General features: G+C 73.8%; 14 protein-coding genes and 1 pseudogene. 2 read left to right on the plus strand and 13 right to left on the minus strand.

From position 1 onward, the window contains the following. The 7 genes from AC0CYZ_RS03750 to upp form a co-directional block, all read right to left on the minus strand. A partial coding sequence (locus AC0CYZ_RS03750) for an ABC-F family ATP-binding cassette domain-containing protein (protein WP_472212471.1) occupies positions 1-1,481 on the minus strand: 1,481 nt, incomplete at its 3' end. 16 nt (positions 1,482-1,497) lie between these two features. Next, a complete protein-coding gene (locus AC0CYZ_RS03755) occupies positions 1,498-2,559 on the minus strand; it encodes a 4-(cytidine 5'-diphospho)-2-C-methyl-D-erythritol kinase (RefSeq protein ID WP_472212473.1) in 1,062 nt (353 codons plus the stop codon). A gap of 58 nt (positions 2,560-2,617) precedes the next feature. Beyond that, positions 2,618-3,559, minus strand: coding sequence for a 16S rRNA (adenine(1518)-N(6)/adenine(1519)-N(6))-dimethyltransferase RsmA (gene rsmA / locus AC0CYZ_RS03760; RefSeq protein WP_472212475.1), 942 nt, complete (start codon positions 3,557-3,559; stop codon positions 2,618-2,620). 34 nt (positions 3,560-3,593) lie between these two features. Continuing rightward, complete coding sequence (locus AC0CYZ_RS03765; protein ID WP_472212477.1) at positions 3,594-5,123, minus strand: transglycosylase family protein; 1,530 nt, start codon at positions 5,121-5,123, stop codon at positions 3,594-3,596. 321 nt (positions 5,124-5,444) lie between these two features. Continuing rightward, complete coding sequence (locus AC0CYZ_RS03770) at positions 5,445-6,317, minus strand: TatD family hydrolase (RefSeq protein WP_472212479.1); 873 nt, start codon at positions 6,315-6,317, stop codon at positions 5,445-5,447. Next, entirely contained in the window at positions 6,310-8,106 is a 1,797-nt protein-coding gene (gene metG / locus AC0CYZ_RS03775) for a methionine--tRNA ligase (protein ID WP_472212481.1), read from the minus strand. Before metG ends, AC0CYZ_RS03770 begins: the two co-directional genes overlap by 8 nt. A 71-nt stretch (positions 8,107-8,177) precedes the next feature. Further along, positions 8,178-8,798, minus strand: coding sequence for a uracil phosphoribosyltransferase (gene upp / locus AC0CYZ_RS03780; RefSeq protein ID WP_472212483.1), 621 nt, complete (start codon positions 8,796-8,798; stop codon positions 8,178-8,180). Positions 8,799-8,922: 124 nt separating this feature from the next. Here upp and AC0CYZ_RS03785 point away from each other — a divergent pair, with 124 nt between their 5' ends. After that, positions 8,923-9,630, plus strand: a complete 708-nt coding sequence (locus AC0CYZ_RS03785; RefSeq protein ID WP_472212485.1) for a maleylpyruvate isomerase N-terminal domain-containing protein — start codon at positions 8,923-8,925, stop codon at positions 9,628-9,630. A 114-nt stretch (positions 9,631-9,744) separates the two neighbouring features. Here AC0CYZ_RS03785 and AC0CYZ_RS03790 read toward each other — a convergent pair whose 3' ends face one another. The 6 genes from AC0CYZ_RS03790 to AC0CYZ_RS03815 all read right to left on the minus strand — a co-directional run bounded on the left by AC0CYZ_RS03790 (position 9,745) and on the right by AC0CYZ_RS03815 (position 13,473). After that, positions 9,745-10,062 (minus strand): hypothetical protein, encoded by a 318-nt coding sequence (locus AC0CYZ_RS03790; protein WP_472212487.1) that lies wholly within the window; start codon positions 10,060-10,062, stop codon positions 9,745-9,747. 304 nt (positions 10,063-10,366) lie between these two features. Further along, positions 10,367-10,669: a hypothetical protein gene (locus AC0CYZ_RS03795; RefSeq protein ID WP_472212489.1), complete on the minus strand. Its 303-nt coding sequence runs from the start codon at positions 10,667-10,669 to the stop codon at positions 10,367-10,369. 219 nt (positions 10,670-10,888) lie between these two features. Next, positions 10,889-11,203: a hypothetical protein gene (locus AC0CYZ_RS03800; protein WP_472212491.1), complete on the minus strand. Its 315-nt coding sequence runs from the start codon at positions 11,201-11,203 to the stop codon at positions 10,889-10,891. A 185-nt stretch (positions 11,204-11,388) separates the two neighbouring features. Next, on the minus strand, positions 11,389-11,691 hold the full coding sequence (locus AC0CYZ_RS03805) for a hypothetical protein (RefSeq protein WP_472212493.1): 303 nt from the start codon (positions 11,689-11,691) through the stop codon (positions 11,389-11,391). Between the two features lie 328 nt (positions 11,692-12,019). Next, a complete protein-coding gene (locus AC0CYZ_RS03810; protein ID WP_472212495.1) occupies positions 12,020-12,358 on the minus strand; it encodes a hypothetical protein in 339 nt (112 codons plus the stop codon). 149 nt (positions 12,359-12,507) lie between these two features. Continuing rightward, positions 12,508-13,473, minus strand: a complete 966-nt coding sequence (locus AC0CYZ_RS03815; protein WP_472212497.1) for a haloalkane dehalogenase — start codon at positions 13,471-13,473, stop codon at positions 12,508-12,510. A 133-nt stretch (positions 13,474-13,606) separates the two neighbouring features. Here AC0CYZ_RS03815 and AC0CYZ_RS03820 point away from each other — a divergent pair. After that, positions 13,607-14,086, plus strand: a pseudogene (locus AC0CYZ_RS03820) (primosomal protein); the annotation flags it as partial.

The raw sequence follows: 14,086 nt of genomic DNA on the forward strand, positions 1-14,086 counted from the left end.
TCCTCGATGCCGCCCGGCAGGTCGGTGATGCGGCCGTCGCCGAAGAGCGCCACCACCCGGTCGCACACCCGCTCGGTGAGGTAGCGGTCGTGGCTGACCAGCAGCAGCGTGCCCGGCCACCCGTCCAGGAGGTCCTCGAGCTGCTGGAGGGTGTCGACGTCGAGGTCGTTGGTGGGCTCGTCGAAGAGCAGCACGTTGGGCTCGGTCATCAGCAGCCGCACCAGCTGCAGCCGGCGCCGCTCGCCACCGGAGAGCTCCGAGACCGGCGTCCACTGGCGGGCCGCCGGGAAGCCGAAACGCTCGGCGAGCTGCGACGCGGTCTGCTCGTACTTGCCGATCGTCACCCGCTCGGCGATGTCCTCGACGGCCTGCAGCACCCGCCGGTGCATCGGCAGGTCGGACAGGTCCTGCGACAGGTGCGCCATCCGCACCGTCGTGCCCTGGACGCGTCGCCCGCCGTCGAGCTCGCGCTCCCCGGCGATCGCCCGCAGCAGCGTCGTCTTGCCCGAGCCGTTGTTCCCGACGATGCCGATCCGGTCGCCGGGGCCCACGCGCCAGGTCTGCCGGTCGACGATGGTCCGGGGCGGCTGGGAGGGCACCGTCAGCGTCGCGTCCTCCAGCTCGACCACGGTGCGCCCCAGCCGGTGCTTGGCCATCGTCACCAGCTCGACCGAGTCGCGGGGCTCGGGCACGTCGGCGATGAGCGCCTCGGCGGCCTCCACCCGGTAGCGCGGCTTCGAGGTGCGCGCCTGCGGGCCGCGGCGCAGCCACGCCAGCTCCTTGCGGGCGAGATTGCGACGACGCTGCTCGGCGGCGTCCGCGAGCCGCGCCCGCTCCGCCCGCGCGAAGATCCAGTCGCCGTACCCGCCGTCGTACTGCTCGACGTGCCCGTCGACGACCTCCCAGGTCCGGGAGGCGACGGTGTCGAGGAACCAGCGGTCGTGGGTCACGACGACGAGGGCGGTCCGGCGGGCGAGCAGGTGCGCGGCCAGCCAGCCGACGCCCTCGACGTCGAGGTGGTTGGTCGGCTCGTCGAGCACGAGCAGGTCGAGCTCCTGGACGAGGGCCGCGGCGAGCGCGATCCGCTGCCGCTCCCCGCCCGAGAGGCCCTCGACGGACGCGTCGAGACCGCGGTCCCCGCCGGGGCGCAGGCCCTCGACGACGGCCCGCGAGCGCGGGTCGGCGGCCCACTCGTGGTCGGGCACCTGCCCTCCGAGTACCGCCTCCCGCACCGTCGCCCCCCGGGGCCGCGACTGCTGGGTCACCGAGGCCATCCGCAGCCCCCGCACCGGGCTGACCCGGCCGCTGTCGGGCTCGAGGCGGCCGGCGAGGATCGAGATCAGCGTCGACTTCCCGCCGCCGTTGCGCCCGACGACGCCGACGCGGTCGCCGGCGTCGACGCCGAGCGAGACCCCGTCGAGCACGGGCTTCGGGCCGCCGAACGCGATGGCGACGTTCTCCAGGTTGACGAGGTTGGGCACGGTCCTCTTTCTCGGATCAGGCGTACATGTTGGGCCCGGGGTCGCCGGCTCCCGGTCCCCCCGCCCCCGGGCCGCGCGGCGGGCGGGCGGGGTCCCCGTCGATGACGCGGGCGCCGGGCACCGGACCGTGCGCCACCCGCACCGTGCGGCAGACCCCGGCCCCGGAGAGCTCGGCCGCCACCCGGACCGCGGACGGGCCGTCGGTGCACAGGAACACGCAGGTCGGGCCCGAGCCGGAGACGACCCCGGCGAGCGCCCCGGCGGACACCCCGGCGCGCAGCGTGCGGCGCAGCCCCGGGTCGAGGCTCACCGCCGCGGCCTGCAGGTCGTTGCCGAGCAGCAGCGCCAGCGACCGGGCCTCCCCGGACGCGATCGCCTCGATGACGGGTTCGACGCTGCCCAGGCGCTTGACGGGCGCGTCCGGCCCGGCCGCGGCGCGGAGCCGGTCCAGCTCGCCGAACACCGTGGGTGTCGAGAGGCCGTGGTCCTGCAGCGCGACCACCCAGTGGAAGGTGTGGCGCGAGAGCACCGGGACGAGGGCGTCCCCGCGGCCGGTCCCGAGGGCGGTGCCGCCGTGCAGCGCGAACGCCACGTCGCTGCCGACCAGCGCGGCGATCTCCATCAGGGCCTCGCGCCCGAGGTCCAGACGCCACAGCGTCGCCAGGGCGAGCAGCGTGCCCGCGGCGTCCGCGCTGCCCCCGGCCATGCCGCCCGCGACCGGGATCGACTTGCGGATGCCGATCCGCACGTCCGGCTCGCGCCCGACGGCGTTCGCGAGCGCGACGGCCGCCTTCCACGCGAGGTTGGACGCGTCGGCGGGCACGGCGGCCCGGTCGGCGTCGGTGACGTCACCGAGCAGCTCCACCCCCGGGGCGCCGGAGCCGATCGTCGCGAGCCCGGCGCCGCTGCCGCGCGCCGCGTGCGCCGTCACGACCGAGATCTCGTCGAAGAGGTTGAGGGCCTGGAAGACGGTGACGAGGTCGTGGAAGCCGTCCGGACGGGTCTCCCCGACGGAGAGGTGGAGGTTGATCTTGGCCGGGACGCGGACGGTGACCGGGGGCCCGACGGCGGAGAGCACCCGTCCAGGGTAATGACCGCTCCGGACCCGACGTCCGGGTGCGGGGGGCGGCGTGCCGTCAGGTGCCGGCCGGGGCCCCGTCGGGGGCCGTCGCGGCGATGGCGGCGAAGGTCCCGACGCCGAGCTGCTCACCGCGCGCGGAGGAGTCGACGCCGGCGGCCCGCAGCCGCTCCTCGGCCTGCGCCGGCGACCCGGCCCACCCCGCCAGCGCGGCCCGCAGCGACTTGCGGCGCTGGGCGAACGCGGCGTCGACGACCGCGAAGGTGGCGCGGCGGGCCGCCTCGTCCCCGAGGTCGCCGGCCGGGTGGCGGGCGAAGGCGACCAGCGCGGAGTCGACGCCGGGCACGGGCCAGAACACGCCGCGCGGCACGGGCCCCGCCCGGCGGGCCTGGGCGTACCAGGCGAGCTTGGCGCTGGGCCCGCCGTAGGCGTCCTCGCCGGGCCGCGCGGCCAGCCGGTCGGCGACCTCGGACTGCACCATGACCAGGCCGGTGCGCAGGCCGGGCAGCTCGCCGAGCAGGTGCAGCACCACGGGCACAGCGACGTTGTAGGGCAGGTTGGCGACGAGGGCGGTGGGCCCGTCGGGACGGTCCGGCGCGACCACGTCGGCGGCGCGGACGCGCAGCGCGTCGGCGGTGACGGTGTGCAGGGTCCGCCCGGGCGCCCGCGCGGCGGCCGTGGCCGGCAGGCGCGTCGCCAGCACGGGGTCCACCTCGACGGCGACCACGGCACCGTCGGGACCCACCGCGTCGAGCAGCGCGAGGGTGAGCGAGCCCAGGCCGGGACCGACCTCGAGCACCGTCGTCCCGGGCGCGACGTCGGCGAGCCGGACGATGCGGCGCACCGTGTTGGCGTCGTGGACGAAGTTCTGGCCGAGCTTCTTCGTCGGCCGGAGGTCGAGCTCGGCGGCCAGCGCGCGCACGTCGGAGGCGCCGAGCAGACGGACCGCCTGCCCGTCGCTGCGCTCGCCCTGGTCGGGCCCCGGGATCACGTCAGCCATGATCCCAGGGCCCCGTGTCGGGGAGCGGGGCGCGTCAGCCCTTCTTGCCGCAGACCGGCCAGGCGCCGTAGCCGCCGCGCGCGTCGCGGACCTTCTCGGCGACCGCGATCTGCTCGGCCTTCGACGCGAGGTCGGGGCGCGGGGCGTACTGGCCGCCGCCGTAGGCGTTCCAGGTCTGCTTGTCGAACTGGATGCCGCCGTAGTAGCCGTTGCCGCTGTTGATCGACCAGTCGCCGCCGGACTCGCACCGGGCGATGGCGTCCCACTTGGCGGTGCTGCCGATGGCCGGCTGGGCCTTCTTCGTGCCCTTGCGGATGACGCCACCGACCGGGGCCTTGGTGATCGTCGGGGCACCGGTGGCGGTCCGCCCGACCTCCTTGCCGTTGGTCAGGTTCACCGTGAAGTTCTGGACCTGCTCGCCGGCCTGGCCGGGCTGGTCGATCTTGGTCTGGCCCGCGTTCAGGGTCGGGTCGCTGATGGTCTGCATCGGCGGCGCGATCGGGGCGGTCTCGGTGACCTGGGTGACGGCGTTGCGCGTGATCGCGATGGTCGCCCCGTTGGTCAGGCCGTTCGGCCCGAGCGGGGAGACGGTGTCGGCCGGGCCCATCGGCACGCCGTGCTGGGCGAGGAACTGCTGGAGCGATGCCGCCGTCGTCGTCATCGTCTGCGGGGCGCCGCCCCCGTCGATGAACGTCACCGTCTTCGGCAGCTGCACCGAGAGGTTCATGCCGTTCGGGGGGATGAGCGCGCCCACCGGCACCGAGGTGGCGACGGCCTGCGGCGACAGCCCGATCCGCGCGAGGGCGTCGGCGACGGTGCTGGCGGTCGTCGTGATGGTCTGCGGCTTGCCGTCGACCACGAGGTTGACCTGGCGCAGGTGGTTGACGACGAGGTGGTCGCCGTCGTGGAGCTTCGCCGTCGGCGACGGGGACATCTGGTCGGCAGGGCCGACCGGGATGTCGCCGGACTCCAGCGCGCCGCCGACGGTGCCGGAGAAGGTGTGGACGGTCTGGTCGACCCCGTCGACCGTGACCGTCACCTCCTTGTCCATCGCGACCGCGGTGCTGCCACCCGCGGCGACCGCGATGAGCGCCGCCGCGACGCCGCCCTTGACCGCGAGCGAGTAGCGCCCGGTCTCGGTGAGGTCGCGCTCGCGGTAGGACGCCGGGTCCAGCCCGGCCGGGGCGGACGCCGGGGTCGGCTCCGGGGCGAGGGCCGTGGCGCCGGCCAGCCCGGTGCGCTCCTCGAGGTCGTTCCAGTCGTCGAGGTCGGGCAGGGCGTGGTCGCTCTCGGCCTCGACGGTGCCGTTCGCGGAGCCGGGCGCTGCCCAGCCCGGCCCCGCGATCGGCAGCGGGCCGGTGATGTCATCGGCCCAGGTGGGGAGCGGACCAGTGTGGTGGTGGTCCAGGTCCTGGACCGTCGTGCCGTGGCGGCGCGCCTGCCACTCGGCGGTGCTGGCGTCGAGGCCGTCCCAGCCGTCCTCGGTCCAGCGGTCCTCGATCTCGTCGAACCAGCCGGTGTCGGCGGTGGCGGTCCCGGTCTCGCGGGCGGTGCCGGCGCTCATCGTCCGGCCGCCACGAGCTCGGGGCGGGTCGTCGAGCGGCTGTGCGGGGAGCGCACCGCTGGGGAGCAGAGCAGAGCCACGGAGGAGTCCACATCAGTCGTACCTCCGGGCAGGGACCGCGTCCGGGGAGTGCTGGTGGGCCGGCCTCTGGGGGAGGTTCCGATCCGATCCCGGACGCCGGGGGTGGTCCCATCCCGGCGAGTCACAGCACGGTAACGACCCGGGTGTCAGAACCATCAAGGCGACACGAACGTGGTGCGCCGAGCGGCGGTCCCGCGACGACGAGCGCGGTCACCGGACGCACACTCGGAGTACACACGGTCACGGTTGAGGCTGTTCGGCCAGCCGGAAGACCCGCTGGGCGTTCCGGGTGGCGGCCGCGGCCAGCGCGTCCACCGGTCGGTCGCGGAGCTCGGCGAGGTCGCGGGCCGTGTGGGGGACGCAGTAGGGCTCGTTCGGCCGACCGCGGTACGGGTGCGGAGTGAGGAAGGGCGCGTCGGTCTCGGTGAGCAGCAGGTCCTCGGGGGCCTGCGCGGCCGCCCGTCGCAGCTCCGCGGCGTTGGCGTTGCGGAACGTGGCGGTCCCCGAGAAGGACATGAGCCACCCCTGCGCGGCGCAGACCCGGGTGAGCTCCGGGCCACCCGAGAAGCAGTGGAAGACCACCCCCTCCGGGGCCCCCTCGGCGCGCAGCACGTCGACGATGCCGTCGTGCGCCTCGCGGTCGTGGACCACCAGCGGGAGCCCGGTGCGCTTGGCGAGGTCGATGTGCCAGGCGAACGCCTCGCGCTGGACGTCGAGCGGCGCGCAGTCCTCCCGGCGGGTCGTCCAGTAGTCGTCGAGCCCGGTCTCCCCGACGGCCACGACGCGGGGCCGCGCGGCCAGCTCCTCGATCTCCGCGCGGGCGGCGTCGTCGAGGTCCCGGCTACGCGTCGGGTGCAGGCCGACGGCGGCGAACACCCGCGCGTCCCCGGCCGCGGTGCGCGCGGCCCAGCGCGCGGACGCGAGGTCGTCCGCCGTCGTCACCATCGCCGTGACCCCGGACGCGGTGGCGCGGTCGAGGACGGCCGCCAGCGTCGCCGGGTCGGTCGCCCCGCAGGCGTCGAGGTGGGTGTGGCTGTCGACGATGCCGCCCGGGATGGGCTCGGGGACGGGGGGCGGCACGCGGCCGTCCCCGCCCGGGTCCGACCTACCCATCGTGGGCGATGGGCGCCCAGGACGGGCCGGTCTCCCCCAGCGACGGGTCGAGCTTGGCGAACAGCGGCGTGGGCCGGGCCAGCGGGCGCCCGACCGGGATCGGGCTGGACTCCCACCGCGCCTGCTCGTGCGCGTAGTCGCCGGTCAGGACGCTGTGGGTGGTGCCCAGGCCGGTCTCCCCCGCGTCCTGGCGCGCGGGCTGCGCCGCCCAGACCCCGGTGCCGCCCAGGGCCTCGTGGACCTTCTGCGCGGCGTGCGGCAGGAACGGCGTCAGCAGCGTGTTCGCGTCCTGCACGACCTGCAGGGCGGTGTGCAGGATCGTGTCGCGCCGCTCCGGGTCGTCCTTGCGCTTCCACGGCTCCTGGTGGCTGAGGTAGGCGTTGGCCGCGCCGACCACGCGCATCGCCTCGGACGACGCCGCCTTGAACCGGGAGCGCTGCAGGTTCGCGCCCACGGTGGAGAACGCGGCCTTCGACAGGGCGAGGAGCTCGGCGTCGGCGGCCTCGGGCCGGGTCGCCTCCGGGATCGCGCCGACGTTCTTCGCGGCCAGCGAGATCGAGCGGTTGACGAGGTTGCCCCACTCGTTGGCCAGCTCGAAGTTGGTGCGCCGGACGAACTCGTCCCAGGTGAAGTCGGTGTCCTGGTTCTCCGGGCCGGCGACCGCGATGAAGTAGCGCAGCGCGTCCGGCCCGAACTCGCGCAGGAAGTCCCCGACGTAGATGACGGTGCCGCGGCTCGTCGAGAACTTGGACCCCGACATCGTCAGGAACTCGCTGGACACCACCTCGGTGGGCAGGTTCAGCGTCCCGAACGCGCCGGGCTCGCCGCCCTTGTCCCCCGCGCCGTTCTGCCCGAGGAGCAGCGCCGGCCAGATCAGCGAGTGGAAGACGATGTTGTCCTTGCCCATGAAGTAGTAGGCCGACGCCGCCGGGTCGCACCACCACTCCTTCCAGGCGTCCGGCTTCCCGGCGCGGTCGGCCCACTCGATCGAGGCCGAGAGGTAGCCGATGACCGCGTCGAACCAGACGTAGAACCGCTTCATCGGCGCGTCGTGCCAGCCGTCGAGGGGGACCTTCACACCCCAGTCGAGGTCGCGGGTGATGGCGCGGGGGCGCAGGTCCTCGAGGAGGTTGCGGCTGAAGTTCAGGACGTTCGGGCGCCAGTTGGTGCGGGTGTCGAGCCAGGCGCCGAGCGACTGCGAGAACGCGGGGAGGTCGAGCATGAGGTGCTCGGTCTCCCGGAACTCGGGGGTCTCGCCGTTGATGCGGCTGCGCGGGTTCCCGAGGTCGGCGGGGTCGAGCTGGTTCCCGCAGTTGTCGCACTGGTCGCCGCGGGCGCTGGGGTAGCCGCAGATCGGGCAGGTGCCCTCGATGTAGCGGTCGGGCAGGGTGCGGCCGGTGGACGGGCTGATCGCGCCGAGCGTCTTCTCCCCGAACACGTAGCCGTTGTGCTGCAGGGCCGTGAAGAGGTCCTGGACGACGCGGTGGTGGTTGTCGGTGCTCGTGCGCGTGAAGAGGTCGTAGGAGAGCCCGAGGCCCACCAGGTCGTCCTGGATCACGCGGGAGTAGCGGTCCACGAGCTCGCGCGGGGTGGTGCCCTCGGCGTCGGCCTGGACCTGGATCGGCGTGCCGTGCTCGTCGGTCCCGGAGACCATGAGGACCCGGTTGCCGACCATCCGCTGGTAGCGGGAGAACACGTCGGAGGGCACACCGAAGCCGGACACGTGGCCGATGTGCCGGGGGCCGTTCGCGTAGGGCCACGCGACGGCGGTCAGCACGGACTCGCTCATGACCCCATTCTCCCCGTGGCGTCGAGGTGCTTCCGCGCGGGAGCCTCGGCGTCGTTCCGAGTGAGGGGAGGTCACATCGCGCCGAACTGGCGGTCCCCCGCGTCGCCGAGGCCCGGGACGATGTAGCCGACCTCGTTGAGCCGCTCGTCGACCGCCGCCGTGACGATCCGGACCGCCGGGTGCTCGGCCCGCAGCCGCGACACCCCCTCGGGGGCGGCGACGACGCAGACCGCGGTCACGTCGTCGGCGCCCCGCGCGACGAGCAGGTCGATCGTGTGGGCCATCGAGCCGCCGGTGGCGAGCATCGGGTCGAGGACGAACACCGGGCGGCCGGCGAGGTCGTCGGGCAGCGACTCCATGTAGGGGGTCGGCTGCAGGGTCTCCTCGTCGCGGGCGACGCCGACGAAGCCCATGAGCGCGCCGGGCACCTGCGCGTGGGCCGCCTCGGCCATCCCCAGCCCGGCCCGCAGCACCGGGACGAGCACCGGCGGCGACGCGAGCTCGGCGCCCACGGTGTCGGCGACCGGCGTCGTCAGCGGGCTCTCGATCACTGGCGCCTCCCGGAGCGCCTCGTAGACCAGCATCGTCGTGAGGTCGTAGACGGCGTGGCGGAACGCGGCGCGGTCGGTCCGGGTGTCGCGCAGGGTGGTCAGCCGTGCCCGGGCGAGCGGGTGATCGACGACGAGGAGCATGCCGCGGGAACTTATCGGGGCGAGCGGAGCGACGGGGATCGAGGCGAGCGGAGGGACCGGGCCCGGGACCGGTGCCGAGCGGCGGCGGGATCCGGACACCGCCCGGATCTGGCACGCTGCGGCCGTGTTCGACGACGCATACCGCTCCGGCCACGACCGGGTCGCCGCCCTCGTGGCCGGCCTCGGCGAGATCGAGCTGGCGCGCGCCGTGCCCGCCTGCCCGGACTGGACGGTGCACGACCTCGTCGCGCATCTCGCCGGGACGGCCGCCGACGTGGCCGCGCGGCACACCGCCGGGATGCCGGGCCCGTCGTGGACCGCGGCGCAGGTCGAGCGCGGCGCGGGGCGCACGGTCGACGAGCTGCTGGCGGAGTGGGACGAGCACGCGGACGATGCCGCGCGGGCGATCGAGGACCGGCGCGTCCCCGCCGGGGTGCTGCACGACCTGCTGGTGCACGAGGGCGACCTGGTCGAGGCGCTCGGGGCGACCGCCCCGCCGTGGGACGGCTGGGCACCGGCCGCCCGCCTGGCGGTGCGGCAGGTGGTCCGGGGCATCCGCGGCTCGCCCAGCCTCGTGGTGCGTTCGGCGGGGATCGAGTGGCGCAGCCCCGACGACCCGGGCGAGCGCCGCGGTGCCGCCCCGGCCGCGTCCAGGCCGGCGCGGAGCACGGTGACGGTGGACTTCTACGAGCTCTACCGGGGCCTGCACAGCCGGCGCAGCCGGGCGCAGATGCGTGACTGGGAATGGGACGGGAGCCCGGAGCCCTGGGTGGACGCACTGCCGATGTTCGGGCCGCGCGACGACGAGCAGCCGCTGCCCGCGGCGAGCTGAACTTCCCCGGGCGCCGTCGAATACCACACGACGGCCCGGAAATGCGAAAAGCCGGTGCCCCCGATCCGGTGTCACCGGAAGGAGGCACCGGCGTTCCGGTGCTGACGGGGTCGATCAGATCCCGGGGATGCCGGGGGGCGTGGGGAGCGTGGTGGTGGTGCCACCGACGTTGAGCACGTTGCCGTTGAGGAGCTTGTTGTCGTTCAGGATGTGGCAGACGTTGGCCGCACCCACGGTCTGGGCGCCGCCGGCGACGTCGGCGAAGCCGCCACCCTTCGAGCTGTTGAGGGCCTTGATGTTGTTGGTGCAGCTGGACGAGCTGCCGTGCGAGTCGTGCGAGGACCCGTGGTGGGTGTTCGCGAAGGCCGCGCCGGTCAGCGAGCCGAGGCCGGCTCCCACGATCGCGACGGTGACGGTGGTCTTGCGGAGCATCGACATGTTCTTCCTGTTCCCCCGATGGATAATGGCGTCGACCGCTGGCGCGAGAATCCCGATCCGGCGGACGAACCAGTAACGAAGGGTTCTCCCGGGAGGTCACGGGCAAATCACGACGTTCGCCCGTTCGTGAATTCTCCCTGCTCACGGGCCAGTCGTCGCGCGCTTCCCGAGCCTGTTCCACGAATGGGTGGGAATTGCGCGGACGGGTATTTCCCCGTACACGACGAAACGGCCGGGCCACCGCACGCGCCTCAAGGACGCGTTCGGTGACCCGGCCGTCGCCGAGCGGGTGTCCGACTCAGGGGATGAGGCCGCTGAGCAGGTCGACCTCGTTGCCGTTGGCCACGGCGTTGTCGTTCGCGATGTCGCAGATGTTGCCCGCGAGCGCGGTCTGCGAGCCGCCCGCGACGTCGGCGAAGGACCCGCTCTTCGTGACGTTGAGCAGGTCGAGGTTGTTGGTGCAGCTGCTGGACGAGCCGTGGCCACCGTGGCCGTGGCCGTGGCCGTGGCCGTGGCCACCGTCGGTCGCCATGGCGACACCGGACGTGGAGGCGAGGCCGGCGCCGAGGATGACGGCTCCGATGGCGGCCTTGCGGATCATCGACATGAATCCCCCGATTTTGTCGCGTACTGGTCCGGACTCCAGCGGGAGCTCGTGTCCGGTTGGGATGACACGCCCTCAACGCCGATGGGCCAGTGGAGGTCACGGCCACGTCACGACGTTCGCCCGTTCGTGCACGGACCGGACACGACGACGGCCGGCCCCGGCACCCCCCGTCGGGGGCCGGGACCGGCCGTGACGTGCGCGAACGCCGTCGATCTAGAGCACGCTGAAGTCGTTGCCGCTCAGCAGCTCGTTGCCATCGAGGTTGTGGCAGAGGTTCAGCGGGACGATCGTCTGCGCGCCACCGAGGACGCCGACGAGGCTGCCGCCCTTGGTGACGTTCTTCGCCTCCACATTGTTGGTGCACGACGAGGACTCGTGCGCACCCGACGAGGCGTGGTGGTGGTTGCTGTGGTGACCGCCCTGGCCGCTGTCGCCCTGGTAGTCGCCCGCGAAGGCCGCACCGGACAGCGAACCGAGGCCGGCGCCGACGATGGCGGTGGTCAGCACGGTCTTGCGGAACATGGACACGCTGCTTCTCTCCTGCTCAGGCGATTCCGGGGGCGGCGACCGTCCGCGTCGGACGGGGCCTCGGTCGCGCCGACCGGGTCAGGGAGCGACCCGTCGGCGCGACCGGCTACGACCACGTGCTGATCACGACCGCCGCCCCCCGGTGCTCGGGGGCCGCCAGGAGGCGTGGCCGGGACGTGCTCGGACTAGAGGATGCCGCCGAGCAGCGCGACCTTGTTGTTGCTCAGGATCTTGTTGTTGTTCAGGTTGTCGCAGACGTTGACCGGGATGATCGTCTGCGCGCCGCCGAAGACGCTCGCGAGGTCCCCGCCCTTGGTCTGGTTCAGCGCCTTGACGTTGTTCGTGCAGCTCGAGGACGAGCTCGACTCGTGCGACTTCTGGTGGTGGCCCTCGTGGCCGCAGTCGGTCGCGAACGCCGAACCGGCGGTCGAGGCGAGGCCGGCGCCGATGATGGCGGTGGTCAGAACGGTCTTGCGGAGCGTCGACACGCTTTCTCCCCATGGTCGTCGAACGCGCGATCTCCACGGATCGCACTGAGTACCGGTCGCGACACACACGGTTGGCGCCACGACTCGGTGACTTCAACGCCTCGATCGAGTGAAGGTCACGGTCCGGTTGCGGAGATCCGGCGACGCAGGAGAGCAACGCGGCCCTGAGCAGGGGCAACGCCGAGGAGGACCACCCGTTCGGACTAGTGCCCTCCGCCATGGGCCTCCGACGCAGAACGGGCCGGCACCTCATCGGACCTCGTGTCCCGAGAGGTGCCGGCCCGTGGCTGGCGTTCGTCGGTGGGCCGTGCGGCCCACCCGGGGGCTGTCAGCCTCCGAGGCCCAGCACGTTGATGTGGTTGCCGTTGAGGATCGAGTTGTCGTCCAGGATGTGGCAGACGTTCACCGGGACGATCGTCTGCGCGCCACCGAGGACGTCGACGAGGCCGCCGCCGCGGGTCTCGTTCGCCGCCGCCACGTTGTTGGTGCACGACGACGACTTCTCGTTGTCGTTGTCGTGGCCGTGGCCGTGGTGGCGGCTGTGGCCGTGGTCGTTGCCCCAGTTGTTGCCGCTGTCGTTCTGGTAGTCGCCCGCGAAGGCGGCACCCGTCATGGAGGTGAGGCCGGCACCGACGATGGCGGTGGCCAGAACGGTCTTGCGGATCATCGACACGATGTTCTCTCCAGGGGTCCCAGGTAATCCGGGCCCGTGGTGACCGGGCCCGACTGTCACGTCCCCCTCAACGGCACCTTCCGCGGGCGAGTCACGGGGTCGGGCCCGACTTCACCCCTTCGAGGGGATCTCGGGACCGGACCTCAAGCACCCGGCCGATCACCCGGTCGGGTGACCCTCCGGACCACGCCCATGACGACCGACGCCAGCTCCGACCCGGCGTCCTCCTGCAGGAAATGACCCGCGCCGCGCAGCACGGCGTGCCCGGGGTCCTCGCCGCCGCCGGCCCCCGCGCCGCGGACGTGGGCGCGCAGGACCGGCGCCATCCCCCCGGTGATGGGGTCGGAGTCCGAGAAGGCCACCACGAACGGGCGCGAGTAGTCGGCCAGCGCCGCCCACGCCGCGCGGTTGGCCTCGGTCTCCGGGTCGTCGGGCCGGGTCGGCACCAGCAGGGGCATCGCGCGCGGGCCCGCCTTGTGGGCCTCGTCGGGGAAGGGTGCGTCGTAGGCGGCCCGGGCGGCGGGCGCGAGGCCCCGCACGCAGCCCGAGGCGACGAGCCGCCCGACGTCGAGGGTGTCCGCCCGCTCCACGGCCCGCCGGAAGCGCCACCAGGGCTCGGGCATGTCGACGTCACCGGTCGGGAGCCCGGTGTTCGCCGCGACGACCGCCCGGAAGCGGTCGGGCGCCGCGGCCACGAGCCGCAGCCCGATCAGCCCGCCCCAGTCCTGCCCGAGGAGCACGAGGTCGTCGAGTCCCAGCACGTCGAACACGGCCTCGCGCACCCACTCGACGTGGCGGGCGTAGGTGTGGTCGGCCACCTCGGCGGGCTTGTCGGAGCGCCCGAACCCGACGAGGTCGAGCGCGACCGCGCGCACCCCCGCGCCGGTGAGGGCGTCGAGCACGTGGCGGTAGAGGTAGGACCACGTCGGTTCCCCGTGCAGCAGCAGCACGGTCGGGCCCGCGTCGGGACCCTCCGGGCCGACGCCGTAGGTGGCCATGCGCACCCGCGCCGCACCCCCGTCGGGATCGGCGACCTCGACGTAGCGGGGTGGGTGACCGAAGCCCTCGACGACGGAGAAGCGTTCCTCGGGCGTCCGCAGCAACCGCACGACCCCAGCGTGGCACGCGGGGCCGCGTCGCACCGATCTCTTCACCGGTTCCCGTCCCCGAACGGCCTGGTCACCCCGGCACCCCTAGGGTGACGCCGCACGTGATCACCCCGCAGGAACCCGGAGGCCGACCGTGGCCCAGGACATCGTCCCCATCACCCTCGCGCTCACCGACGGGGACCTGGTCACCCTCTGGGCCCCGCGCTGGCGCGAGGACGGCGAGGAGTGGGAGGCCTTCCTCGGCGACGACGACCACGTCTTCGCCTTCGCCGACGCCGCCGACCTCGCGGCGTGGATCCGCACGAGCGATGCCGACGGCACGCCCCACGACCTCGCCGACCACCCGGCGTGGGGGGTGGTCGGCGGCCTGTCCGTCGACGAGCTGACCCCCGAGGACATCCAGCGCTACGACGTGATCGGCGCGCCCGAGCTCGTCGCCGACGAGCCCGACACGTGGGTGGTCGACGACCTCGCGGAGATCACCGAGATGGTCCGGTCCCTCGCCGACGTCTGCGACCTCACCGCGGTGACGGCGATCCTCGACTCCACCCCGGCCTTCGCGGCCCTGCCGCACGGCGTGGCGGCGTTCGGCGGCCGGGACGGCGCCGCGCTG

Source organism: Actinomycetospora sp. (assembly GCF_055612215.1).